Below are 25,958 nucleotides of genomic sequence, written 5' to 3'. Positions count from 1 at the left end.
GCCGTCCCGAGCACCGTGCCGGTCCGAACGACCTGCCTCCCGGCGACCGGGGGCCGGACCGTTCCGGTCGATCCGGACCGGCGCGCTCGTGGCTGTCGGCACTGCGGGCCAAACTCGCGCGCCGGCTCGGCCCCGAGATCTCGCGCGAAGAGGCCTACGGCTATCGGCGGGAAGAGATTGTCGAACGTCGCGTGTCCGACAGCGACGGAGCCGGGCTGGGCGTCGGTTTCCAGCGAGGCCCGGCGCGGGACGGGCGTTCGGCGACAGTGGTGGAGCCGCGGCGGACTTCGTGGCGGTCGGCGGCGCGTCGGATTCCGGGCCGGGTGTCGGATAGCCGGTTCGCGTCGTGGGTGCGCGACGTCCGGGACTCGCATGAGGTGGGCAAGCTCGACAAGCGGGTGGCGAAGCTGCGTGTGCGGGCCGAGGAGTTGCGGGAGGGCCTGACCGACTCGGAGCGGGCGGAGCGGGAACGGCTTTTCCGCGCGGCCGATGAGCAGGACAGGGCGGCCGGAGCGAAGCAGATCGAGGCTTCGGAGAAGCGGTACGAACGTCGTGAGCTGGTGGCTCGGTGGACAGACGAGCTTTCGGCCGCCGATGGGTTCCGCGGGCCTGCGGAAGAGCATCTGTCCGAGCAGCAACGGAACCAGCTGAAGAGCCTGGACGATCAGGTGCGGCAGCTGGACGGGGAACGGCAGCAACGGGCCGCCGAGGCGGCGAGGCTGCGTGCGGAGACGGACAAGCTGGAGAGCTCGGCGCGAAGGATGCCTTCGGATCCGGAGTCGTTGACCCGGGCCGCCGAACTGGAGCGGCAGGCTGACGAACTCGAGCAGCGAGCGTGGGCGAAGCTCGCCGAGATCGAAGGTCGTCGGGCGCCTGCGGCGAAGCGGCCGGACGAGGCGCTTGGGGATGCTGGTCCGGCGCACGCCGACCGTCCTGTGGAGGGCACGCCAGGACCCACGAAGCGGACCAGGGACGAGGATGCCCCCAACTCCACGGAGCGGTCCGATGACGGCCTTCCGGCTGGCCGGCCGACGCGTCGCGTTCGGCCTTCGCATGACGTGGGCAAGCTCCACCAGCAGGTGGCGGAGCTGCGTGCGCGAGCGGAGGAGTTGCGGGAGAGGACTTCGGATCCGGAGTCGCTGGACCGGGCGGAGGATCTGGAGCGGCGGGCCGGCGGGCTCGAGCAGCGGGCGCGGCAGCTCGAAGGCGGTCCGGAGGAAGCTCGTCCGGCACCCGTGGAGGGCTTCGCCGGGCCTCCTCTGGAGGCTTTGAAGAACGGCCCACTCGGCCGTGGCGCGGCGATTTTCCACACGTTCGGTGGCGGGCGGAAACGTCTGTTGGGCGCGGAGGACACGCCAGGGCCCGCGAAGCGGGCCAAAGACGAAGATGCGGAACTCATCACTGCCACCAACAGGCAGGGCGAGATCCACCGGTTCTCGCCCAATGATGCTGTTCTCCATGAAATCCGTGATTCACGGGGAAGGCGGATCGGGCTCGCGTTCTTCGCACATCAGGCTGAGGTGGAGCAGATCAAGGCCTGGGCGGCGAGTTCCGATAAGCATGACACCTACTATCAGTTCAGTAGTGAGCATGCTCCGGTAGATGCGGATGCTGGCACCGTCAACCTTAAGGAGCCTTTACTCAATAAATCGTACAAAACCTTCGTGGCGCCGTGGTTCGGGAGCTATGAAAAAGGCGGAACCGGGCCCCTGTTTCTCCCGGGTCATGGCGGGGAAGAAAAATTCAAGATACCCTTGGGTGCGCACGAAGACCTCGTGTTTGAGGTCACTCCTGAGGAGTACATTCGATTCCTGCGAGGAAATTCGGCGACGCGAGCTGCGCTTAGTGCCCATCGCAATGGCGACGTGGTTCTGCTTTCCTGCGAAACAAAAACCGGAGGTGCGAGCCGAAGCGTTGGCTCCGCAGCGCGGATCGAACGGGCCGCCAAGGCGTTGGCGGCCGACCCGGGGTTCACTGGCCGGGTGCACGGACCGACAACGAGAGTGGTGTCGGGCAGATCGATTTCTCTTAAATCGGGCAAAGTGATGCCCTTGCATGCGGTTCTGGAGGGAGGCGAATATGTAACGTACGCTTCCGGCAACCTACCGACAGTGGGTGGTACCCTGTACGTGTTGGACGGTTTACGGCAAAGTTTCGAACTGAAATCGGTGCTGTCGTGGCTGGACTCGCGCGGCGAGCTGGGCGATCACCCAGTGATCCAGGACGCATTACGCAGTTTTGACGATGAACAGCCGGGAGGCCATGAACCCTCGGATCCTCCTCCGGTTGACGCGGCCACTTTCCTGGAGGCCATGAGCGACCCCGAGCTGGTAGCTGTCTTGCGGTGGATGGATGACAAGGGGCTGCTGGATCACTATCACACGACTGTTCAAACCTTTCTTCGGGGGCCGGATTCTCCGGCGCGATCAAATGACAAGGGAATTGCGCCGCCGAGCCTGGAAGGGCTCCTGTCCACCCTGCTCGGGCATGTCGATTTTCTGAACGCCATGAGGGTCGGAGACGGCGCGATCGGGACCTATCACCTGTTCGACCCGGAATCATACCCTGAACCGTATGATCACCAGCTGCTGGGAAGCGTCCGGCAGGAGATCGAGACGCGAAATGCGGGTCATGAACTGGCCTCAGCGGGCCTCGCCGGTCTGACAAACCTGCGAACATTCCATCAGCCGCCGCGACCGCCGGTTGCCGGTGTTTGGCGGGTGGGTCCCGTTACCGGCACCTTGGAATTTATCGATGTATCCGCCGCAAGGACAGACAGGCCCGAGGATATTTATGCGGAATTTCGAGATGACGGCACAACTACGAGAATCCAACCCAATCGTCTTGAGCCGCTGGTCAGGCAAAATTGGCAGACTATTCCCGACGCTACCGTTGGCGACCGGAATGCCGATCCGTTTTCTGAGCAGCGGTCGGATGTCGATTCGCTTTCTGAGCAGCGGAGCCCGCGCGAAGACGAAGTGGCTGCTCATCAGTCTGTGCAGCAGGCGCTGCAGCTGAGTGGCGATTTTGCGACCGTCCTGTCGTGGCTGGATCAGCATGGTGTGCTGGTCGACGAATACTCGTCTTTTCATGACGCGTTGCACAGCGTTGACCAGGGGCTTTTCGGATGGTTTGAGTCCGCGGACGGGAGTGTGGAACCGCTGCCGGTTGATGCGGCCGGTTTCGCCGATGCTATGCGTGATGTCGAACTATTGGACGCCCTGCGTTGGATGAATGAAAGGGGGCTGCTGGACGATCGTCATCCGACTATCCGACAATTTTTGCAAGGTCACGATTCTTCGGCATGGTCGCCGAGTTGGGTCGCGCCGAGAATTTCATTGAATCCACATGCCGTCCTGAACCCTCTGATGCGGCATCTTGAATTCATGACTCGAATGTTTTTGGATGACCGAGCGATCGGGGCGGAGCCGCAGCAGCACGCGGAATCATACAACGGTCCGCTTTTGGCGGATGTCTGGCAGGAGATCCAGCGTCGGTATCCGTACCTGGGGGAAATGTTTCTCAATCCGGATTTGATCGCTGTCGTACGCTGGTTCAATGAACAAGGTGGTGAGCTCGGGGAACAGTTACGTGCGCGGGAAACCGTGCAGCTCATTGACCGAGGTGTCATTCCGCCGCAGTTGCGGATGGAGCAGCCCGTCACCACGCGGGTTGATGTGGACTCTTTTCTGGACACTATGCATGATCCCGGCCTTGTGCGTGCCTTGCAGTGGATGGACCACAGGGGATTGCTGAACGGGCAGCATTCCACCATTCAGTACTTCTTGCGGGAGCATATTCGGCCAGAGCGAGAGAATGGTCACCGTCAAGGCGTTCAAGATATCGCGAACGTGCTTAACTCGTTGATGCCTAATCTGCCCTTCCTGAACACCATGCGGGGCATAGACGCGAGCGATGGAACTCTGTTCCGTAGTCGCGTCTTGGCGGCGATCGAAGACGGCTTGGTCCCGGATGATCACCCCTTTGTCAATCAGCGAACGTCCGAGGAACGGGCATTCTCGGAGGATGAATCGAGTTCCCCCGGGTTCGCCGAAGGTGGTCCAGGGGCGGCTGATCGACTGGACGTGCATTATGCGCTACAGTTTGAGGATCTGACGAATGTCTTGGATCTGCTGGACCAGCATGGTGCCCTGGACGACCATCCTGCTCTCCAGGACGCTTTGCGTAGCTCCGACCGTGAGATGGTACGCGAGTCCGGAGATGCGGAGTCGCTGCCGCTTGACGTGCATTGGTACGTGCAAGCAGCGGGTGACAGCGGATTCATGGACGCTCTGCGATGGATGAATTCCAGGGGGCTGTTGGACGAAGGTCATCCGACTGTTCAACAGTTTTTGCGGGAATTCGATGGTCCGACGCGGACACGCGACGATGACGTCTCGCCGGGGGGTTCGGTCGATCCGCGTGCTCTTCTGGACCCCTTGCTGCGCAATGCCGAATTTCTGCGGAGCGCGCGTGCCAGAGATCTGGAGATCGAGCTGACGCGGGCGTTCGATCCGGAAGAGCATCCGGAACCGCATGACCGGCGGCTTCTGGACGAGGTGTGGCGGGAGCTCCACCGCCGGTATCCGAGGCTGGCCGGGCCGCACAATCCGCTTGCCGATTTCGGGGGCATGCCTCGGCGGAGGGCCACCGAGCCCGATATCGGGTCGGACGAGTCGTGGGTGCGGTTCGAGCGGGAGTTGGCAAGGTGGGAACGGCAGGAAGAGCCGGAATGGCAGGCGCGGCGCCAGCAGCTTGACGAGGACGAGGCGTCCGGGCGGCTGAGCGACGCGGACCATCGGCTGAGGCTTGGCGACCTGGAGCGGTCCCGTGGAGCGCTGCGGGACGAGTGGACGCGTAACTGGTGGGGCCAGGAGCAGGAGCGCGGCCTGGGACGGACGTGGCGCCCGCCGGCGACCCGGGATCAGGCGGGGCTGGAGGGGCTGGGCGAGGGCTCGGACGGCGATGCGCCACCGAGCTATGACGAGCCACGGAGCGAGTGGAGGCGGACGAGCGAGTCGGGGGCGCCGGAGGAACCGCCGCGCTACCGACCTTCGGCCGCGCGTGTGCCGAGGCTCTTGGGGCAGGGTGCTGAGGAACCGCTTCACGCGCGAAGTGAGGCCGCCCCGGATCGTGGCGTTCCGGTGGTCAATCCGGCGTGGTTCAAGTCGTCGTACCGAAAGGGCGATTTGATCGATGAGCACGTTTTTGTCGGTGCTGGGGCTGAGCGTGAGTTTCGGAAGGCGTTCTTCCCGTTTGTGAAGGACATCAACAGTGTGGGGCGTGAGCGTCGCGGTCCTGGGGATGACACGAACTGTGCGGACGCGACGTACATGGGGGCGCGCGCGTTGGACGACCCGGAGCACGCGACGAGGCATCCGGAGGTTTTCCGGGCGCGGCCGAGCGCGCCGGTGCACAAGAACGACCTGGCGAGGTTGCTGCGTGGCGAGTTCACCGGTGTTCGGAACAGGTCTGAGGTCGCGGAGAAGATCCGGAGTATGCCGGTCGGTCGGCATGGTGTGGTGTTCGAGAAGTCCGCGGAGGACCTGGGCCACTTCCTGAGCGGTGTGCACGCGAAGCTGGGCGATGGCTGGGACGCGCCCGTGCTGCTGGACATGAAGGGTGGAAAGGTCGGGGCATTCGACGAGGGGCGGACCGCGCTTGAGTTCCTGAGCAACGCCCGGCCGACCATGGATCGCCCGAGCCTGTTGCCGGTTCGGAGCGAGGTACTTCGCGGTGAACTGAGCGAGTTCGGCGCCGCGGGCTCAGGTCGGACGACGGATCCAGCTGTCGCCCCACCGGAGCACGGGCTCCTGTCCGGTGGTGTGCCGGGTTCACGTGGTAGCCGGTTCGTGTCGTGGGGCCGTGATGTTCGGGCGTCGCATGAAGTGGGCAAGCTTGACAAGCGGATAGCGAAGCTGCGTGAGCAGGCTTTTGAGTTGCGGGAGGGGCTGTCCGAGCCCGAGCGGACGGAGCGGAAGCGGCTTTACCGCGCGGCTGATGTGCTGGACAAGGCGGTGAGTGAGAAGCAGCTTGAGGCTTCGGGGAAGCGGCATGAACGTCGTGAGCTGGTGGCTCGGTGGGCGGAAGAGCTGTCGGCCGCGGGTGGGTTCCGCGGGGCTGTGGAAGAGCATTTGTCGGAGCGGCAGCTGGGCCGGCTGAGGAGCCTGGATGATCAGGTGCGGCAGCTGGGCGAGGAAGAGCGGGCGCGGGCTGGTGAGGCGGCTGCGCTGCGTGCGGAGACCGACAGGCTGGAGAGTGCTGCTCGGGAGCGGCCGCTGGATCCGGAGTCGTCGGCCCGGGCCGACGAACTGGAGCGGCGGGCTGACGAACTCGAGCGGCGGGCGTGGGCGAAGCTGGGTGAGATCGACGGCCGCCGGGCGGCCCGGTCTTCCGCGGCGCCGGTTGCCGGGCCGTCCAGCCACGTCGGCGTGTCTCGGTCCGACCACGATGGTGCCTCCCGATCCGGCCTGTCGGACTACGGCGGTGCGCCTCGGACGGAAAGGAATCAGGACGGTTCGGCGGGCCCTGCTCGCTCGGCCGACGAGTACCTGCGTCGGGTCGCGCCCCGGTCGTTATTCAAGAGCGTGAAGTCGTTCTTGAAGAACGACAGTACGGTTTATCCTGATTCGGTTGTCGTGGGCAAATATGCCGATACGGGTGAGCGGGTGGAATTTCGAGAGGGGGGTAATGGTATTTGGTCCGCCCCGATCAGGAACAAGAGCGGCGAGGTTGTCGGTGTCACTTTTAATCGTCCGGGACGGTCCGAAGTCTTCGAGTATTACGCGAGTACCGATCGGCACGACAAGCTGGTGCGTCTTCTGCCGGGCCAGGAGGTCGCCGATGCGTTCGAGCATACGGTTATCGAACCGGGCGGTCCTGACAAGGTCGACGCGATTTGGAGCAAGGACTACGAGCCGAGTGGTGACTCGAACTCCGCGCCGCGGGAGACGGTGGCCGGTGAGGAATCTGTCGCGTCCGACGGTCCCATCTTCGTCGATGCGCACAAGCGTGAGCCGATTCACGTACACGATTCGAATGGTCGCCTGGTCCACCTGGATTCCCTGAACTTTGCGAAGCGCTTGTGGTTCGACAAGTGGTACCAGCTCAACCGGAAAGCCCGGCCGGATGCTTCGACAATGATGTCGATGTGCTACATCGGTGGTCAGGTGGATGGACATGATTTTGCAACTGTGCTTCACGGGTATTTTGGTTTCCCGAACGAGATCCACTTGCCTCGCCACCTGCTCTATTCACTAGTTAAACGCAGAGGTGGCCCACTAAGGGCTGTCGAGGACAACGCGGGTATTGCGACCTATAAGCCCGGCGATTCAATTCATGATGCCAAGGTCACCGGCCAGTACGAGCGCAGTGAGCTCGGGCCTGCCCGGCAGCGTGCTCGGCGGCTTGACGACTTCAGGAAGAGTTTCCCCGAACCTATTGTTATCAAGGCGCGGCTTCAGGAACTGGTGGATCGGGAAGGCGGTCTTCGGGCCGATATCGCGAGTCTGCGCGCGAAGTCGCAGGACGCGGCTTCGGAGCAGCGTGCGCGGGAGCTGGAGCAGCGGGCGGACGAGCTGCGTGTCAAGGCGAGGGCAGAAGCCAAGCACGTCTATGCCGAGCTTGAACGTCGTAATCAGGAGCTTTACGGGGCTGCCGAGGGGAGTGGCTCTCAGGGGTTTTCTGCCGCACCCATTATTTCGCGTGGGTCCAAGAAGCAGGAGGGCTCGGAAGGTCCTGCTCGCTCGGCCGACGAATACCTGTGGCGGACCCGTGCCCAATCGAAATTCTCGAAGATCCTGAAAACCTTCTCGCGAGAAGAAAAGACGTTCGTCCCTGACGACGTGATCGTGGCTGAAAATGTATATGACGGCACGTTGCTGAAGCTGTCGGCGGAGAATATTTTGTCCGCCCCGGTCAAGAACAAGCGTGGCGAGGTCATCGGTGTCACTTTAAGTATGGGTGAACGGCACAAAAGTGACCAGGAGGACTTTGCGAACAGTGACCGGCACGACAAGTTGGTTCGCCTGTTGCCGGGTGAGACATGGTCTGAGTACCACGATCGTATGCTCGTTGGCCAAGGAGACATCGAGAAGATTGATGCTGTTTGGAGCAAGGACTACCGGTCGAGTGGTGATCCGGCCGCTGTGTCGCGCAGTACTGTGGACTTCGAGAACGTCGATGCGTCTGATGCTTCGCCTGTGGCGACCGATGGGCCTATCATTGCGGATGCGCACGCAGAAGAGAGTTTCGAGGGCTACCGGAAAGTGTGGGACGGGGAATCCCCGGATGGGCGCATCCGTCTTGATGGGCTCAATTACGCGAAGTTCTTGTGGCTCAACAAATGGTACCAGCTCAATCGTCAAGCTCGGCCCAATGCTTCGACGGTGTTGTTTTCGTGCTACGTCGGCGACAAGCAACATGCGCGTGATTTCGAAACTGTTTTACAGGGATATTTCGGTTTTCCGAACGAGGTCCATTCGGTTCGTGACCTCTTGACATTTTCTCGGGATAAAGGGCACGGCTTCGTTTTTGGTGTCGAGAATAACAAGGGCATTGCGACCAGTAGTCCCGAACATCCGGGACGCGATGTTATGATCACCGGCCGGTATAAAGGAGGTGAACTCGAAGCTGCCCGAGGGCGCGCCAAGCGAGCCGATGCCATGCGTAAAGAGCTCGACAACGAAGTGCGTGCTTCCAAAAAGAGGTTGCGGGCGCTGCAGGAGCGGCAGCACAAGCTGCTTTCTCAGATCGAGAAGTTGCGTGAAAATTCACTGGATGCCGAGTCGGTGCTGCGGGCGCGGGAGCTCGATCGGAAATACGATGAGCTAGAGCCCGAGAAGTCTGCGGAACGGCAGCTTCAGCATAAAATAGCGTCTCGTGATGAGGAGTTCCTCGAGTCCTGGAGGAAGGGAACGCAAGATCCCGCCTCCGCGCCGTCGGTCTCGAAGCAGCCCGAGGTGGGTACGTCGCATACGATGGCGGCTCACCGCGGCTCGCCCAGGTCGGCCGGTCTGACCCGGGGGCTTCGGCTGCTGTCCTCCGACTTCACGGTGTGGCGGCAGCGGGCGGCGGAGCTGCCGAAGTCGTGGCAGGCGGTGCTGTCGCGCTCCGGGGCGGTACGGCACGAGGCCGGAAAGCCGGAGGTGCCCTCGTCGATCTCGAATTTCGCTTCGGCACTTCGGGAGAAGGCGGCGACTTGGCGGGAATTCAGGTACGGCGGCGAGGCGGGCCGGCTCCGGCGAAAGGCGTGGGAGCTGCGGGAGCCCGAGGAACGGGCTCGCGAACTCGAGGAAGAGGCTTACGAGCTTCGGCAGGAAGCGGCGGAGCTGCGTGGCGAGGCCGCGGAGACGCGAAATCGGTCGGCGGATTCGCCGGACGGGGAATCCGCACGCACCGAGCACCGGGACTCCGGCGCGACGCCTCGCGCGGAGGAACTGGAAGCGCGGGCGCGGGAGCTCGATGAGCAGGCGGCGCGGGCGCGGGCGGAGTCACCGCATGTGGGGCAGGGTGCCGATGCGCGCGCACAGGTCCTGGAACGGAAGGCCGATCAGGCCGAGCAGCGTGCCGACCTGGCCGGACAGCGGGCGCGGGAGGAACGGGCCCGCCGCGGTCTCCGTCAGCAGCGTCAGGAACCGGATGCTTGGCCGCGGATAGCGGAACTGGAGGAACGGGCCGGCGAACTGCGGCGGGAAGCCGCGGGACTGCGTGCCGAGGCCGAGCGGAACCGGCCCGTGGACACCGAGGAGCGCGACAACGGCGCGGCGCGGACCGTGGGCGAGGACAGCGGGCCGACGCACCGCGAGCCGGTGCGTGCGGACGAAGGGCGGGCGCGGGAACTCGACGAGCAGGCGCGCGACCTCGACAAGCAGGCGGCGGACCTGCGGACGAGGGCGTCCGAGCCGGGTGCCTCGTACCGGTCGAGGGCCGGACAGGTTCGCGCGCAGCAGCCGAAACTGCGGGGCAAGCTGGACGGTTCGGCGATCCGGGCCGAGATCCTGGCCAAGCTCGGCGAGGATTCGTCGTATCGCGATTTTGTCGAGGTGGCCGCTTCGGACGAGAACCTGACCAAGGCGTGGGGCAAGGTCGGTGGTGGGTGGTTCCGGATCAGTCTCGGCAACCGGGCGCACAGCGGTGGTCCGGAGGAGATCGCGATCCTGCTGGAAGGGCTGGGCGAAGGGGAGAACTCGCGGTCCGAGTTGCTGGATCGGGACAGTACGACCACAGTGGCGCGGGAACGCGGTTCCTCGATCGAGAACCTGCCGCACTTCACCGAGGCGGCCAGTGTCTTCGTTCCCACGCCGAAGGGCACGGTCCGGGCGTGGCTTTTCGGTGCCTTCAACGCAAGCCGTTCCGGCCTGAGCGCGACCTCGTCCAGGATCAGCGAGACGCGGGTGATCCAGCAGGGCGTCGAGCACGACACCATGGATCACTCCGCCGTTTTCCGGCTCGAGTTCACCCAGTCTCGCCGGCGGCCCTGGCAGGCGACACCACCGCCATCGGTGAGCCGGGTGGCGGGCGAGGTCACCCTGGCCTGGCCGAAGGCCAAGCCGGCCGCCTCGGACGAGCGTCCGGTCAACCCGGGGGATGTCGAACACCTCGTCTTCTCCGACCTTGGAGCGGTTTATGACGGGGTGTCCAGGGAGCTCGGTGGCTTCGCCCCGAACGACGTACGGTCGCGCGCGGATCTCGAGAACTGGCTCAGCCATCGGGCGGTCACCAAGGAACTGCTGAAAGGCAAGGTGGTCAGCGAGACGTTCGCCTTCGCCGGTAAAGGCAAGCTGCCCGTCTACGTCGCCCTCCGCGGACGCCGGGACGGTGAGCCGCTGAAGTCCCGGCCGGTGCGGGACGGCGACGGCACCGTGCGGCGGGAGAAGCTGACCGGTGGCCAGGTCACCACCAGCGGGGCCACGGTCAGGCGTCGCGGGGTGGGTGTGTCCTTCGCCATCGGCGACTACAGCGGCAAGGACGAAGGGTTCGCCGTCGGCCCACAGGTGCGCTTCCACCGTGGCACCGAGCTGGACGACGGGGTCACCGACGCACTCGGCAAACAGGGGGAAGAACTCTATTCGGGTCCGCTGCAGGAACACGAAGCCGACTTGACGCTGGTGGTCCGCGTCGGCGACGAGCAGCACGCGAGTGAGGGCGCGGCGGCGGCCCGCACCCCGATGGAAGGCAGGGGCCGCGGCGACGAGCAGTCCGCGACGCCCGCGACGCACTATCGGCCGGACCGGATCATCCGGGTACCGGGCAAGGCCACGCTGTTCCTGCGCGGCCGATCGGACGACCCGAGCCCGCACGTCCTGGAACAGGAACACGGGTTCACCCTGTCCGAGCAGCACCGGTTGCAGACTCTGGTGGACCGGCACGGCCTCGTCGTCGACATGCGGCCGCCCCACCCGGACGCGGTGCCCTGGATCGCCACCGGCGAGACCATGCCCCGGCCGGGAGGGCTCCCCAACCGGCTCATCGACGAGGTCGACGTGCTGCTCGGCGCACCGTCGGAGAAGGTCGGACTGGTCGGCCACTTCAAGCCCCGGCTGCCGGAGATCGACGATCCCCGGCTGGACGTGCTGCCCGGCGGGTTCGCCGTCCTGGAGAACCGGTTCGAGCAGCGCTTGACCGAATTCACGCGAGGTCTGCCCGAGGATGGCGACTACCGGGTGACCGAGGACGGGGTGGTCGAAGAGCGCTCGCCGGACGGCGAATACCGGCCGCTGACCGAGCACCCTGCCTTCAGCGTCCGTTCCGCGGCGGACGACCGCCCGCTGCCCCAGGCCGAGCTGGACCGGTTGCTGGCCATCGTGGGCGAAGACGAGCTGGGTGGCCGGCCCGGTGCACTCCGCTCGTGGGAGCCCGGGCCGCGGCGGGTGGCCGACCTCGACGCGGAGCCGTCGCGGGTCATCCGGTTCGCCCCCCGGCAGCGGCCGGCGCTGGCCGCCCCCCGGCTGCTGCCGGAGGTGGCGCAGCACGCGGCGGACTTCGGCCAGGAAATGCGGGACCTGTTCCCGGCCCGTGACGACGCCGCGGCGGACGGCCGCGCTCAGCACCGTGGTCCGGGGCCGGAACTGGATGCTCCGGAGGCCCACTTCCCGCCGGGAGTGAACCCGCGGGTGGCGTTCGACCAGCTGGGCGCGGTCAAGAAGCTGCCGGACGAAACCATCGAACACCTCACCGGCATGCTGCTGCACCGGCTCGACGCCGAAGGCGTGATCGGCGGGCAGAGCTGGTGGCGACGGCTGCTGCATCGCCCGAAGGCCTTCCCGTTCCGTGACCTCAAACAGGAAATCGTCGCTTTCCTCCAGGACGGGGACAACGTCGCGGAGGTCTTCAACGGCGGCGACGGGCTCCGGATCCCGCTCAGTAGGTGGCACCGGGGCGTGCCGGACCAGTTCGTGCGCGGCTGGGCGGACCGGCAGCACGCCGGCTACCTCGGCGGCACCGGGACCGAACGGATCGGTGGCCGGATCGTGCCCAGCCGGTCCACGGCGTCGGGGGTGGACAACTCCCAGTTCTTCAACACCGGTGTGGTGGTCGCCGGTTACGGCGACCACCAGTCCATCTGGCCGGGTGGCCAGCTCGTCGGGAAGGCACGGTCCGGCGACGGCACCGTGATCGACCAGGGGCACGGGTACGAGCTGCCGTTCGACATCGAGCGGCCCGTCCACCACCTCGGCTATCCGGCCCGGTTCGAGTTCAGCGGGGACGGGCGGTGGGCGGACCGGCGGCCACCGCGGCTGTGGCGCGATTCCTCCGGGGGGATGGGCAGCGGGATCCCCGGGGAGGTCGAGGTGACCGTGGCGGCGCTGCCCGGCCGGAGCACGGCGACGATCGAGCGCGCTCCTGCGGACGAGCCCGCTCCTGTCTGGCGGCCGGACGGCGCTCCCAAGCCCGAGATGCGGCCGACCGGTCCGCCGCCGCTGGACGCCGAGCTGGTGGCGTTCACTCCGACGCCGAAGGGGCTGAGCACCGCGGCGAAGATGTTGGACGTCCCGCGCTCGGCGTGGTGGAAGGAATGGCTGAAGTTCCCGTTCGTCGGGAGCGCGGCCAAACCGATCGACCAGCACAACCCCAGCCTGTTCGCGGGCGTTCACGAATTCGGCGCGGGCACTCCTGGCGCGTATGACGGCGCATTGGACGGGTTGGAGTTCTTCTACACCAGGGACCGCCAGATCGCGGGTTTCCCCCGTTCGCTGGTCGAGGATTCCGTCGAGGTGAAACCGGTCGAGAGTTCCGCCGAGCCGAAACCGGTGGGAGACTTCCGCGAACTGCGGACGCGCAACGGCGGTGGCATCTTCGGCAACCGTGAGCTGACCGCGCGGGTAAGGCGGTTCAACCAGCTGGGCGATCCTCGCGTCCTCGGCAAGGTCGAGAACCACAAGTTCGTCGAAGCACCGCACTCCACCACCGTCCTGACCAGCGGGCCCACCAAGGGGCGGGGCATGAGCCTGAAGGTCAACCTGCTCAATCTCCACCCGTTCAACGGGTCCTACCTGGGCGGGCCGGTGGCCGGGCTCAACGGCAAGTTCATGCGGACCGAGGAAAGCAAGAACACCGTCGCCGGTCGCGACACCGACGTGAATGTCGACATCGAGGACGGTTACCTGGTCGCCTACAGCCGGACCGAGGAGCAGACGAGCTCGGCCTTCCGCGGCTGGCACGACGCGTTCGGAGCGCTGCACGAAGGCACCGTGCGCGAGGGAAAGCAGTGGATCCACCTTCCCGGCTCCGTCGTCTACCTGGTGCGGTCCAGTGCCATGCACCAGGTGGAAGGGCTGCGGCCGGAGGACCTGGCGGTGCTGGACCCGGCCGTCGCCGAGCGGTACCGCCAGGAGCACCCGGCCGCGCGCGACGGTGACCAGGACAACGGCGTTCCGGTCGACGACCGGCCGGAACCGGCGGTGACGGAACCTCCGGCGCTGCCCGAAGGCACGCGGGTACGTCCTCCGAAGAACGTGGGCAGGGGCGAGGGCTCGGTCTCCTTCGCCGACGCCAAGGCTCCGCGCGAACTGGGCAAGGAGGTTTTCCGCAGGCTCACCGAGTGGTCCCGGCGGGAAGGCGCGCGGGTTCAGGCGGAGAACGAGGGCAACCGGGTCAAGCGGTTCGCCGATTGGCACAACGAGGTCCTTTCCCAGCCGGCCGAGGGCAGCCACGAGCCGGTGTCGCTCAAGTGGTTCGACCAGATCAACGACCGGATCCACGAGGACGTGCTGCATCCGGTGCTGGCCACGCCCGCGGCCGACATGTTGTTGCGCCAAGCGAGGAACGGCGGCGTGCCGCTCCTGCGCTCCGCCCGCACACCGTTCGGTGAGGTGGAGCAACTGGTGGTGTTGCACGCCGGTCTTGGCGAGGGCCAGTACCACGACACCGTCCGGAATCACAGTTCCTCCCAGCACAACGAGGAGACGCGGGGGAGGTCGGAGACAAGGGACCGCAGCTGGGTGCTGGAGGCGCACGCCGGCTTCGGCAGCTACACCATGCACGGTGCGGCCGACCTCACCCAGGCGTTGCTGCAGGGCGAGTTCCACGAGTCGCACGACGTGGGTGAGGCGCGGCAGATCACCGAGTCCACCACGGCGGGCACCGGGGCGCGGAAGGAAATGCGGTTCCTGCACGACCTTGAGATGACCATGAAGGTCTACCCGACGGCTGCCGCCGGTACGTACACCAGGGCGCTGGGGAAAGCCTGGTCCTCGCTCGAACCACACCAGTTCGGCGAGCCGTGGGAGACCCGCTTCTCCCTTCCGCTGGCCGTAAGGTCCAGAGTGGACGAAGGCCTGGTCATCCGGGAAGACACCGAGCCGAACCGGCCGGTCGAGCGGATCCCCGGTCTGTGGCAGCACGGCAGGAACGGTGACCGCACCGAGTACGGCTTCCGTCGCGACGACAACGGCCGCACCATCGCGGATGTCCACTTCCGTCCGTTCGACGCGCCCAAACGCGACGAGGCACTGGAGAACCTGATCGCGGGCCGGGTGCCGGACGCGAACGGCAAGGTGCCGGAACTCCCCAACCGGCCACCGCTGCCCGCTCGGGTCGCGGCCAAGATCAAGGCCGCGACCGGACTCAACCAGCGGCAGATCCACCTGCACGAGGCACTGTCCAAGCGGGGGCAGGTGCTCGAATTCCACGAAGGACCCTTGAAACAGCTGAAGATCCGGGTGGAATTCGCCGAGGTCAAACGGATGGGCAGGCCCGAGGGCTCGGTGCACCGGACCGGCATGGAGAAGGAGACGGTGGCGACCGGTGTGTCGCGCCGCGGCATTCTGGAGGCCGTGGAGACCAGCGACATCCGGGGCGAGCCGATCGCCGGGGCGGCCGGACGGCCGGGCGTCACGCTCACCGAGTACGTGCGACCCATGCTGGACTACGGCAACCGGCGGCAGAACGTCGTATCGACCGAACGGGAGCTGGGTACGCCCGGCGGCCACTCTCCCGGGGGTCATGACGTGTCCGAGGTCGTCCCACGGTGGACGATCACGCCGACCTACCGTGCCGAGAAGGCCGAGTGGCTCGGCTGGAACCGGCCGATGCGCACTGGCCGGGACGACACGATCACGCTCGATACGAACCGTCAGGGCCTGACGGAACTTGGCTTTCGCGCGCCGGACCGCCCGGCCGAGGAGGAATTGTTCACGCGGCAGGACGAAGCGTGGGAGGAACACTGGGAGGAGCAGGTCGCCGCCGCGAGGAAGTGGATCGAGCTCGGTAAGGCGAACGGTCGGCACCGTGAACTCGCGGGCGCGGTCGTCAGTGCCGAATTCCAGCTTCCGTCGCGCATCGAGCGGCCGACCTCGGCGCCGGAAGTCAGGCTGGACAAGCTGATGGGCGAGATCCACGACGTGGTGTTGCGCCATCTGGTCGTCGAGGGCGAATCCGCGGCTCGCGACATGTCGCGCGAACTGGCTGAGCGGTACGGCCTTCGCCGCACCCAGGGCCTCCCTGGCGGTGGCCCGCGCGACATGGTGAAGCGCGCCTTCAGAAAGGTCGGTGAGAGCAGTCGCAGCGGGATCGAGCGCGTTCGGCAGCGGACCGACGGCCCGCAGAAGCAGACCGACGATCCCGACCCGCTCCTAACCTACGACGATGCCAACTCCCCGGGCGAGGTCGCCAGGCAGGCCGCTGATCTGGGCGTGCACGAGTGGGAGTTCACGAGGTTCACCAAGCTCGGCCTGGACATCGGCCCGAGCCAGCTCGTCACGATGGCCAAGAACGCGGGCGAGCCCGACGCCAGTGCTTTCGTCCGGCTGGCCACGCTGTTCGAACGGACGCCCGGCAGCATTCTCGAGCAGGCCAAGAAATCCGCCGACGCCATGGGGCTGCCCAGCGGGAAGCCGCTGATCCGGCTTGCCGATCGGCTGGGGGAAAGCCCGGAACGGCTGGAAGTCCTGGGCGAACACCTTCGCGAGCTGGTGCCGGACAGGGAAGCCGCGGATCGGCTGACCGGGCCGGAACTGGAGCAGGGGCTGCGCGATCGGCTGGGTGAATTCGGGCTACACGGTGAGAACGACCTCAACCACCTGATCGCGCTGTCCGACGTGCTGGGCTGGGGAAGTGAGGGAACCCGATGGCTCTGTTCTTACGTGAGCAAGCGCGACGTTCCGTTGGACCTGCTGCACGACCTGCCCCGCAGGTTCGTGAAGGAGGGGCTCACGCGGCTGCGCGAGGCCGAGCGTCTTGGTGCCGAGATCGAAGAGTGGCTTTCCGATGCCGGGAAGGCGGCGGCGCGTGACGAACTGGCGCGCCTGGCCGGTCTGCCCGACGGCGAGGTACTCGAGGCCGTCGCGAACAAGCTGAACGTCGAAAACCTGCCTGACCTGGTCGCTCTGCACGACGACTTCGCGGCCATCGAAAAGGACTTCGCCGCCGACCAGCAGCACGCGGCCGGGCGCCCCGAGGAGCGGGCACAGCGGATCGTCGACGAGTTGACGGCCCGGCTGCGTGAGCGGGGCATCGACAGCGCCGCCTTGGTGCGACTGAGTACCCGGCTCGGCCTGCGATTGGAGGATCTTGCCGCGCTGCAACCTTCGCGGCACTTCGCCCGGCTGATCGGTCAGTTCGTGCAGCGGCTGACCGGGGCGAGGCTCGCCGGGTCCGCGACCAGCCGCTACGCCCGGATGTTCGGCGACTACCTCACGGCGCGCAGCGAGAACGAACAGAATCGCGCGCTGGACGACTTCGCGCGGTCCCGACAAGAATTGCCGAACGACGGTCTCTTCGGCAGGCACATCGAGGCCATTCTCCCTTCGGCGCTGGAGGTGCTTCCGGCGTTCGACCAGGGCCCGCGGCGTGCCGTTCCGAGCCCGGGCGGGAAGATCCTGGCTGAGCTTCCGCGGAATGACTACGCCCCGCACGAGGCCGATGAACTGGCTGCCCGGCTGGATATCGAGCGGTGGGATTTCGACCAGCTGACGAAGAAACCGTGGTTTGATCCTCATGCGCTGATCCGGCTGTCCAAGAAGACCGAAGTTCCCATGGAGAATCTGCTCCTGCTGGGCGAGAGGCTCGGCAGGGTGCCCGCGGAACTGCCACAGACAGCGCACCGGCTCGGGCGTCATCCGCTCGAAGTCGCCGTGCTGGCCGACGAGATCTTCACTCAGATCAGCTCCGACAGTGTCTTCGTTATCGACCCACGGGATCTGGTGGCCCTGCGCCCCGTGATCGATCGGCTGGGACTGGAGCCGAATGGGAAGCCGCTGACCACGGAGGCACTTGCCGCAGAGGTCCGGCAGCGTGTCAAAAGTGTCAACGGTGGACTCCTAGAGCGGCTGGCCGTGCTCCTGGATCCTAATTATCGCCGGGGCCGGGTCATGGCGGAGGCGCGGCTCGGCGAGGCCGGCCTGACGCCGGAACGGCTGCTGTGGACGCTTGGCCGCGTCGAGAAGGGGCGATTGCGGACAAGCCCGCGGGAAGGCGATGTATGGCTCGCCGACTGGTGGGCGCACCAACTCGGGCTGAGGAGGGGTAGTGATACCCGGCGGGCTTTCAAGGAGCTCCTGAACAGAGCTCCCAACGTCGATCTCGGAGCGATCGTCGAGCTGGTCCACGACCACTACGAGGCCGACAGCTATGCCGAGCGAATCGCGGACCTCCATACGGCGAGTGTGGAGGCCGGTCGGACGATCGACGGCGTCGAGCAGGTGGCGAAGCAGCTCGACATGGAGGGGAAAACGAGGGATCTGCTGGAGCTGGCCGAGGAACTGCCGGCTCATCCGCGGGTGCTGCCCTCGTTCCGCTCCCTGGTGAAGACGCTCAACTTCGGCAAAGCTGTCCAGGATGTCGGCAGGAACATCGATGCGCGCGTGGAGGGCTATCGGGAGAAGCTGGGCTGGCCCGCCGAGAGCGGAGGCAAGCGGGACGTCTACGACTTCCTGGCCGACCGCCAGCCCACACCCGAGCAACTGGCCGACGACAACTGGCTGATCAGGGCGGCGCGCGACTGGGAAGAGGAGAAATTCGGCCCCGAACAAGCCGAGACTCGTCGCCTGTCCGCTCGGCTCCCGAAGGAGACCTGGTTCAACGCCGACGACTACCAGGAGCTGCTGGAGCGCCTCGGCTCGGAGCATGACGGGTTGATCCTGCGGGCGAGCGAGCAGCAGCACCGGGTGCCGAAACTCCACGAGATCTACCAGCCTCGGCTGCTCTCCACCATCGAGCTCCTGCGCGTGGCGACCGAAACGAACAGCGATCCGCGCGAGGCCCGCGTATACCTCGAGCACTATGCGTTGGACCACCGGGAGCCCTGGGGCTTGGTGGACCAGAAGCGTTCGGCGTACGAGGCGGTGCGCGAGCGGCTGCCGCGATGGCTGGCGTACCAGAAGGAACGGCTGGCTCTCGACGGGCTCCCGCTGTGGGAAGTGCACGACGGCTTGCAGGAAGCGGGCCGGCGCTTCCCCGATCTGGACCGGTTGTCGGATGAGGACGCGATCCGTGCGGCCCGGGGTGGTGGATTCCCGGTGCCCGTCCACGCCGAGGCCGCGTTCGACGGGTACGAGCCCGGACATGAACCGGGCCCGGGGCGACCCGTGGAGCCGGGGAGTTTCCGTACTCCGCAGGACGAGCAACGGTTCGTCGACCGCTTCCTCGACGATCTCAAGGGGGTGAACGAGCCGGTACCGGGTGAGCGGGGTGGCTCGGCGGGGCGGTCGGAGAACTGCGTCGCGGTGACCGTTCAGGCCGCGAACACCCGCCGGTCGGGGATGCTGCACCGGGCGGAGCCCGGTCGTCCGGTCAGCGGCGCCCGGGTCGTGGAGATCATGGGCCCGGACCACCTCCGGCGGCGCTTCGCGGATTTCGGTGAGTTCAACGCGGCCGTCGAGCGGGAGGTGGGCACCGGGAAAACGGCTCTGGTGTCGGGCCAGGTGAGGCCGGGGTTACGGCACACCTATCTCGGCATCAAGCTGGACAGTGGCGCGATGGTTTACCTGGATATCGACACGGACGGCGTCCACATCCGGGATCTGTCCGAGGTCAAGGATCTGCGTTTCGCGCCGTTCGACGATCGATCGACGTACGCGCCACCTCGGGCACATGACGAGACGGCCGCCGGGGCGGGGCGAAACGACCGGTTCGCCGCGGCCGACCCGTTCCTACGGGAACTGCACGCCGGGGGGTGGAAGTTCGCCGACAGCTACCGGGACGGTGATCCGATCCACTTCTCCAGCTTCGCGACCCCGGCCGACTCGAAGCGCTACTACGAGGAGCATTACGCCCACCTGAGCCCGGTGAACCAGCCGCGTGCCGGTGTGCGTGAATCCCGGCTGGAAGCTGTGGGCCGGAAGGCCAACTGCATTCCGGTGACGGTCCAGGCCGTGAATACCGCGCATAATCCGGGGTCGCTGTTCCCTGCCGAGCCTGGTGCGCTCAAGATGGAGAGCTTTTCGGCTGAGAAGGTCTTGGACGCGAAAATTGGGCCCGCACAGCCGAACCTCGGTGAAGTGAACGATGCCGCGAAACTGTCGATGCCCAAGGACAGCTATGGGACGCTGCTGGTAGCACGGGCTCGCCCCGTCCCCGCGCATGCGGCGATGGTGCATCGGCAGATGAGCGGTCAGGTCGCGTTTGTGGACGTACAAGCCCGTGACATGTTCCGCTCTTCGTCGTACGACGTTGGTTACGTTGCTGTTCCGATGTCGCGAAACAAGATCTACTCGCCGCCGCAACAGGATTTGGCGGCATCGCTTCTGTTGAGCGAAAGTGAGGTGGCCGAGGACATTCGCGACGTTCCCTGGTTCAGCCAGGAAGGTCATGATCGCTACGACCGCGCCCTTCAGCTGTTGGAAGAAGCTGGCTTGTCGCCAACGTTGCATTTCAGGGATCTGCGTACGTTGAGCAGAAAGATCGACCAGTTCCCGGACGGGCTGTCGGCTGTGGCCGAGCAAAACGGTATAAAAGCGTGGGTCCTGCTCCGGGCAGGCGCGGAAACAGGACTCGCTCCGCGAGAGCTCGCGCCGTTCCGCCGCTTGCTGACCCGATTCAACGACGACCGGGTGCAATCGCCTCGAATCCAGGCCGGGGCGAAATGGATCCAAGACGTAGTGGTGCCCGGCCTGGCGCAGGTACTCCGCTGGGATCGGAACACCTTTGACCGGTTCTTGGCGGACGGGAATCCCGTGCATCCGGAACTGGATCAGGCATTGGACCGCCTGGTGCAGCAGGATCCCGCCTGGACCAGCGGCTTGCGTGAGTGGGCGCAGGGCGCCCAGCGTTGGCGGTTGCAGAACACGGTGCCCGGCTTCGCGGGTCAGACCTTCCACGGCGGACCTGGCGGCGATCTCGTTCAGGGACCGGCTCTTGCTGTCGACAAGGGCCCCGTCGTCGCCGAGGGCGCGTCGGGTTCTGCCGGAGACTGGGCTGCGGGGTTCGCGCAGGTGAACAAGCCGGAGCCCGGTGTGACCGAATCGGCTATGGAGACCCTTGGCCGACGCTTCAACTGCGTTCAGACCGCGGTGATGTCGGTCAATTCCTACTACCATCCAGGAACTGTCTTCCGCGCCAAGCCCAGTGCGGGTAACACGGTGCACGACCTTTTGGTCGCCACGGGTAAGTCGCAGGAGGGGCCGTACCAGAACCTCTCGGATTTGACCAAGGCCGCTCTGCGGGTAATGCCCGAAGAGACTGCTGCGGTTTTGCTTGTTCACCGAAAGAGCTCCCCTAGCCATGCGGTGATGATGGCGAGGGAGGCGGAGGGTGACCTGTTTACCCCGCCTGGGCATAACTTAAAGGGAGATTACTACCATATAGTGCCGATGCCCAGAGGAGAGGTTTACCGGCCGCCGACCCCCACGCCGGTGGAGCGTGTTCTGGGGCTGGAGGACGGTGACATCGCCGCCGATGCCCGTGACGTGCCGTGGTTCAGCGAGGACCGTTATGAGCGTCCTCTCCAGCTGTTGAACGACGCCGGCCTTGATCCCCGGCACTATTTCGGGTCGTTGCGTGAGTGGAGCCGGAAGCTCGACCGGTTGCCGGACGAACTGCGGGAGGTCGCGGAGGAGACCGGGGTCGAGGCGGGAGTCCTGCTGCGGTGGGGTGCGGCGACGGGGCTCGCGCCGCGGGCGTTGGCGCCGTTCAAGCGCCTGATGGTGGAGCTGAATGGCGAGGGGGTTGATTCGCCTCGGTTCGAGGAGGCGGCGAACCGGTTCACCCATGATGTGGTACCGGCTCTGGCCAAGGGCCTCGGCTGGGACCAGGGCACGTTCGAGCGGTTCCTGGCGAACGGCACACCCGCGCATCCGGCGCTGGACCGGGCGCTCGGGCAGATGCTGAAGCAGGACGGTTCGTGGTCCGGCGATCTCTTCCGAGGTGAATGGGCGCGCGACGCCCAGGCCTGGCTGTTAAGGGATCTCGGCGTATCGACACAGGATGTCGACCGCATCCTCAGGGAGGCGGCGGAACTCGGCGCCGAGGACCGGTTCGATGTCCGCGACTTCACCGGTCTGGTCGAAAAGGTGGGTGGTGCGCACGCGGCGACGCTCTTGGAGGTGAGCAGGGCCCAGCACCGTGTCCCTGGCGACCTGCCGCGGCTCGCCGAGCTGCTGGGGATGCGCCCGGAGGATTTACTCGATGCGGCGCACGGGGTGCAGCGTGATCCGCGGGAAGTCGTCACCTTCCTCGCGTCCACTCAGCGGTCCGATCTGACGCCCGAGCCGCAGGACCGGGCCGCGTGGCTGGAATCGTTGCGGAGCGAGTACTCGCGGTGGGAGGACGCTCAGCGGGAGCGGCTCGGGTTGGCGCAGGACCAGTCGATGTCCCGGGTGTGGGAGAAACTGCGGGATCACGGTCTCGAGTTCGCCGCGCGGGAAACGCCGGATCGGCCGGTGTTCCGGGACGGCTGGCGGCGAGGTGACCCGTTCTCGAAGGACGCGTTCGTGGACCCGTTGGACGCCCGGCGCTACGCCGTGGTGCACTACGACCTGGCGCTGGAGGTGAACGAACCGCTCCCCGGCGAATCCCGTCGGGACCTGGAAGGTCGCACGACGAACTGTCCGGCGGTGGCCGTCCAGACGGCGAACTCGATCGAGTTCGGGCGCGAGTACGAAGCGGGGCCGAGCGGTCCGCTGACGGGGACGCAGATCGAGCGCCGGAGCCGGGTGGAGTTCGGCAAACCGTTCAAGGATTTCGGAGCGGCCGACGAGTACGTTCGAGGCGAGTTCGAGCCGGGTGACCAAGGGCTGCTTTCGTTCCGGGGAGCCGATGGGATGCGGCATCTCTACAACGTCCGCAAGCGCATGGAGGACGCTGTCGACTACCTGGACATGACGCGAGTACCGAAAGAACTCGGCGGCAGGACGGGCATGGCCGACCTGAGCGTGCGGCACGAGGATGTGCGCCTGGCAAAGCTGGAGCGGCGCAAGGAGTATCGACCGCCGTACGCGGACACGAATCCGCCGGTGCCCGGCCCAGGCCCGGCCTACTTGGGCGAGCTACACGCGGGCTCTTCGGTGGAGGTGCGGGGCAGGACCCGTGACGGTGACCGGAGGTGGTTCGATCCGGGCAGGGTACGGGTGGAACCGAGTTCCGTCCTCGTCGGCAGGCATGGTGGTACGGCGGGACTGGACGTCGGGGCGCGGCAAGCGAGCGCGGATCTGGAAGGCATCGTCGCCGAGTTGCAGAAGACCGGCAGCGTGATCCGCACGGCGCCTGGTGAATCGGTGGGTGAGGCGGCCAAGCTGGACAACCCGGCAAGGTCGGTGCCACTGGCGTCTCGTCGTGTGCTCGTGCGGTTGCGGCCGCAGCGGGGCACGGATGACAGGGTCGAAGTGGTAGTGAGCGAAGGCGGACGCGACAAGACGAGGTTCGTCGGCGCCGAGGCCGCGGCGCGGATCGTCCACGCCTCGAAGGCCTTCGCTTCCGCTTACAAGGAGCTTTACGCTTCACCTGGGGACGCACCGGTGGTCTTGCTGATGATGCGCGACGGGCGATCGATAGGGACGTCCTTCGTCAGAAATTTCGCGGAGCGTCTGACCGAACTGATGATCACCAAGCCGGTCGAAGGTCTGAAGAACCACCACCCCGGGGTGCTCACCGGCCGGGACGCGATGGTCGAGGCCAGCGCGGATCATCGGCTCGGCGTTCCGGACAACCGCGGCTGGATCGCCTATACCCGGATCGCCGAGAACCCTTCGCGACTGAAACCGGGCAATGCTGCACGCCATCCCTTCGGCGCCAGTGATCTGCGGAAAACTGTGTTCACCACCGAAGAACTGGACCACCTCGGACGAGGACAGCACGGCGAATCCGAGAGTTCCAGCAGCGAGAGCACGGACGTCAGGTCCGATTCCGGGTCCTCGTCAGGTAGTTCCGACTCGGAGCGAGAGCATTCGGGCACGAAGGATGAGCCGGTTCGGCCCCCGGCCTCGGCAGCGGCGTGGAAGGGTAAGGAGCCCGTTCGCCCGCGGCCGGATGTCGACGCCGGGGCGACGCGGTCACCGAAGCCGGACGAGGGTTCGAGCCGGGAGCAGCCGCGGGGTTCGGCTCCGGAAGCGAAGCCGATGAAATCCGAGGCCGCACCGGCGTCGGGAGGCGGCCGTCGGGATTCGAGCTATGTGAACGCGGGTGCGGGGCAGAAGGAGTCGGTGGGGCGGGGTCCGGTGTCTCAGGGGCCGGAGCGTGGGTCGGCGTCGCGACCGAAGCGGGAGGGTGCGGCTGAGCCCGAGGTGAAGGCAGAAGCTGCTTCGAAGGGGACCGAGCCGGGTGTCGCGTCGGAGGGTCCGGTGCCGGGTGTGGGTCGTCGGGATTCGAGCTATGTGAACGCGGGTGCGGGACGGAAGGAGTCGGTCAGGCCGGAAACGCGGCCGAAGGGTCCGGAACCGGCTCCGAAGAGTCAGGAGTCGCCCTCCGGCACCGGTCCGTCGCGGGGCAGTGCTCAGACGGGTGGCTTCCCCTCCGATTCGCGGCCGAGCGAGCCGAGGCCGCGGGCGGAAGAGCAGAGTGCGCGAGCGCCGCAACCGCCTCCCGAGCCTGCGGCCGGGGCGACGCCCGGGAGTGCGCGGCCCGAGTCCGGTCCCAACGTCGATTCCGACAACCTGTACGAGGTTCTGGGAGTTCAGAAAACAGCGACCGACGCTGAAATAACAAAGGCATATCGAAAGCTGTCTCTCAAATATCATCCGGACAAGAACAAGACCGAGGGGGAGAAATTCAAGAGAATAGGCGAGGCCAGGGACATGCTCCTTGCCGAGTATGGGCGGAAGTTGTATGACTGCACGCTGAAGGTGGCAGAACTCGGGGAGGAGTTGGCACACCTGCGGCTACTGGAACGGGAACACCAGGGCCGGGCGCTTCCTGAGGGCATCGACGCGCGGCGGCGGAAGCTGCGCGAAGACTGGGTTGACCTGGGCAGGAACTGGCAGATTCTGTCCGGGCATCATGCGCAGTTCGAGCCCGGGTGGAAATACAAAGAAAAGTGCGATAAGTACGACGCGGCTTTTCGGGAGCACGAGCAATACCAGAACAAAAGGGAACCGCAGCCAGGGCAGCGACCCCAGGCCGCCGGGCAGCCGGACCAGGAGCGGGCTCGGCGGGCGGCGGAAGCCTGGTTTCAGTGGGTACGAGCCGAGCAGGCGACCGCGCGGGGGCAACGGAGTCAGGCTGAGCTGGCGGCTAAGTCGCAGGCTACCGCGGCGGGTCAGTGGGGCGCCCAGGAAGTGCGGTTGGGGCGTGAGCTGGAGAAGGTAGACGCGGACCTGTCGGGAGTGCAGGCGGAGTTGGCGTCCACGCAGGAGGCGCAGCGGCGGGCTGAGCAGGGGAAGCAGCGGTCGCGGGCCAAGTGGGAGGCAGCGCGGACGGTTCGATCGCGGGTCGCGCGTGTGCGGTCAGCGGATGCGGAAGAGCGATCGCTGAGGGAGCGGGGGCTGTCGTGGATTGAGACTGAGTACGAGCGATCGCGGTCTAAGCTGTCGCAGGCTGAGCGGGAGAAGCTGAGGCAAGACGTGAAGTGGTACCGGTCGAACGCTGCGCGGGCGGCGGCGCAGGAGGAGCAGGTGAAGGGCGAGCTTGCCTGGGCGGAGGCTGAGGAGGCTCGGTTGCGGGGTGAGATGGAGGCACTGTCGCGGGCCGAGGAGGACTACCGGTTGCGGGCTGGGGGGCTTGCGGCGAGCCGGAACCAGCTCGAGGCGGAGGCGCGGCGGTTGCGGGCTGAGCAGACCGCGGCGGGGCGAGCCCGGCAGCATGCGGAGGCGGAGCGGGCGCGGGCCGAGCAGGTGGCTCGATCGTGGGCCGATCGGGAGACCTGGCTCCGGTCCGAGGAGGAGCGATCGCGGAATGGGCAACCGCGGCAGCACCAGCAGGCTGGAGCGGAGTGGGCTCATCCGCGTTCCGACCCCGGCGCGCCGGGCGGTGAATGGGTGTGGGGCGTGGACGCCAACGGAAACCCGGCCTGGGTCTGGACGCAGGGCGTTCCTCGGCAGCCGGGACCTGGTTTTCCCGGCGCTCAGTATGGTCCTCGACGCGGCTATTAG

General features: G+C 66.3%; 1 protein-coding gene (cut by a window edge). It reads left to right on the top strand.

The genetic code is table 11. The features are described from left to right. A protein-coding gene (locus ABD987_RS27990; RefSeq protein WP_345400165.1) for a DnaJ domain-containing protein crosses the window boundary here: on the top strand, positions 1 to 25,958 show its 3' portion. The gene continues 2,911 nt to the left of window position 1, outside the view; only the last 25,958 of its 28,869 coding nucleotides appear in the window; its start codon lies beyond the left edge, outside the window; its stop codon occupies positions 25,956 to 25,958.

Origin of the sequence: Amycolatopsis samaneae, from assembly GCF_039541975.1 — a bacterium.
Lineage (GTDB): Bacteria > Actinomycetota > Actinomycetes > Mycobacteriales > Pseudonocardiaceae > Amycolatopsis > Amycolatopsis samaneae.
The sequence above is the reverse complement of the archived record's forward strand: the minus strand, read 5'-3'. Positions and strand labels throughout refer to the sequence as shown.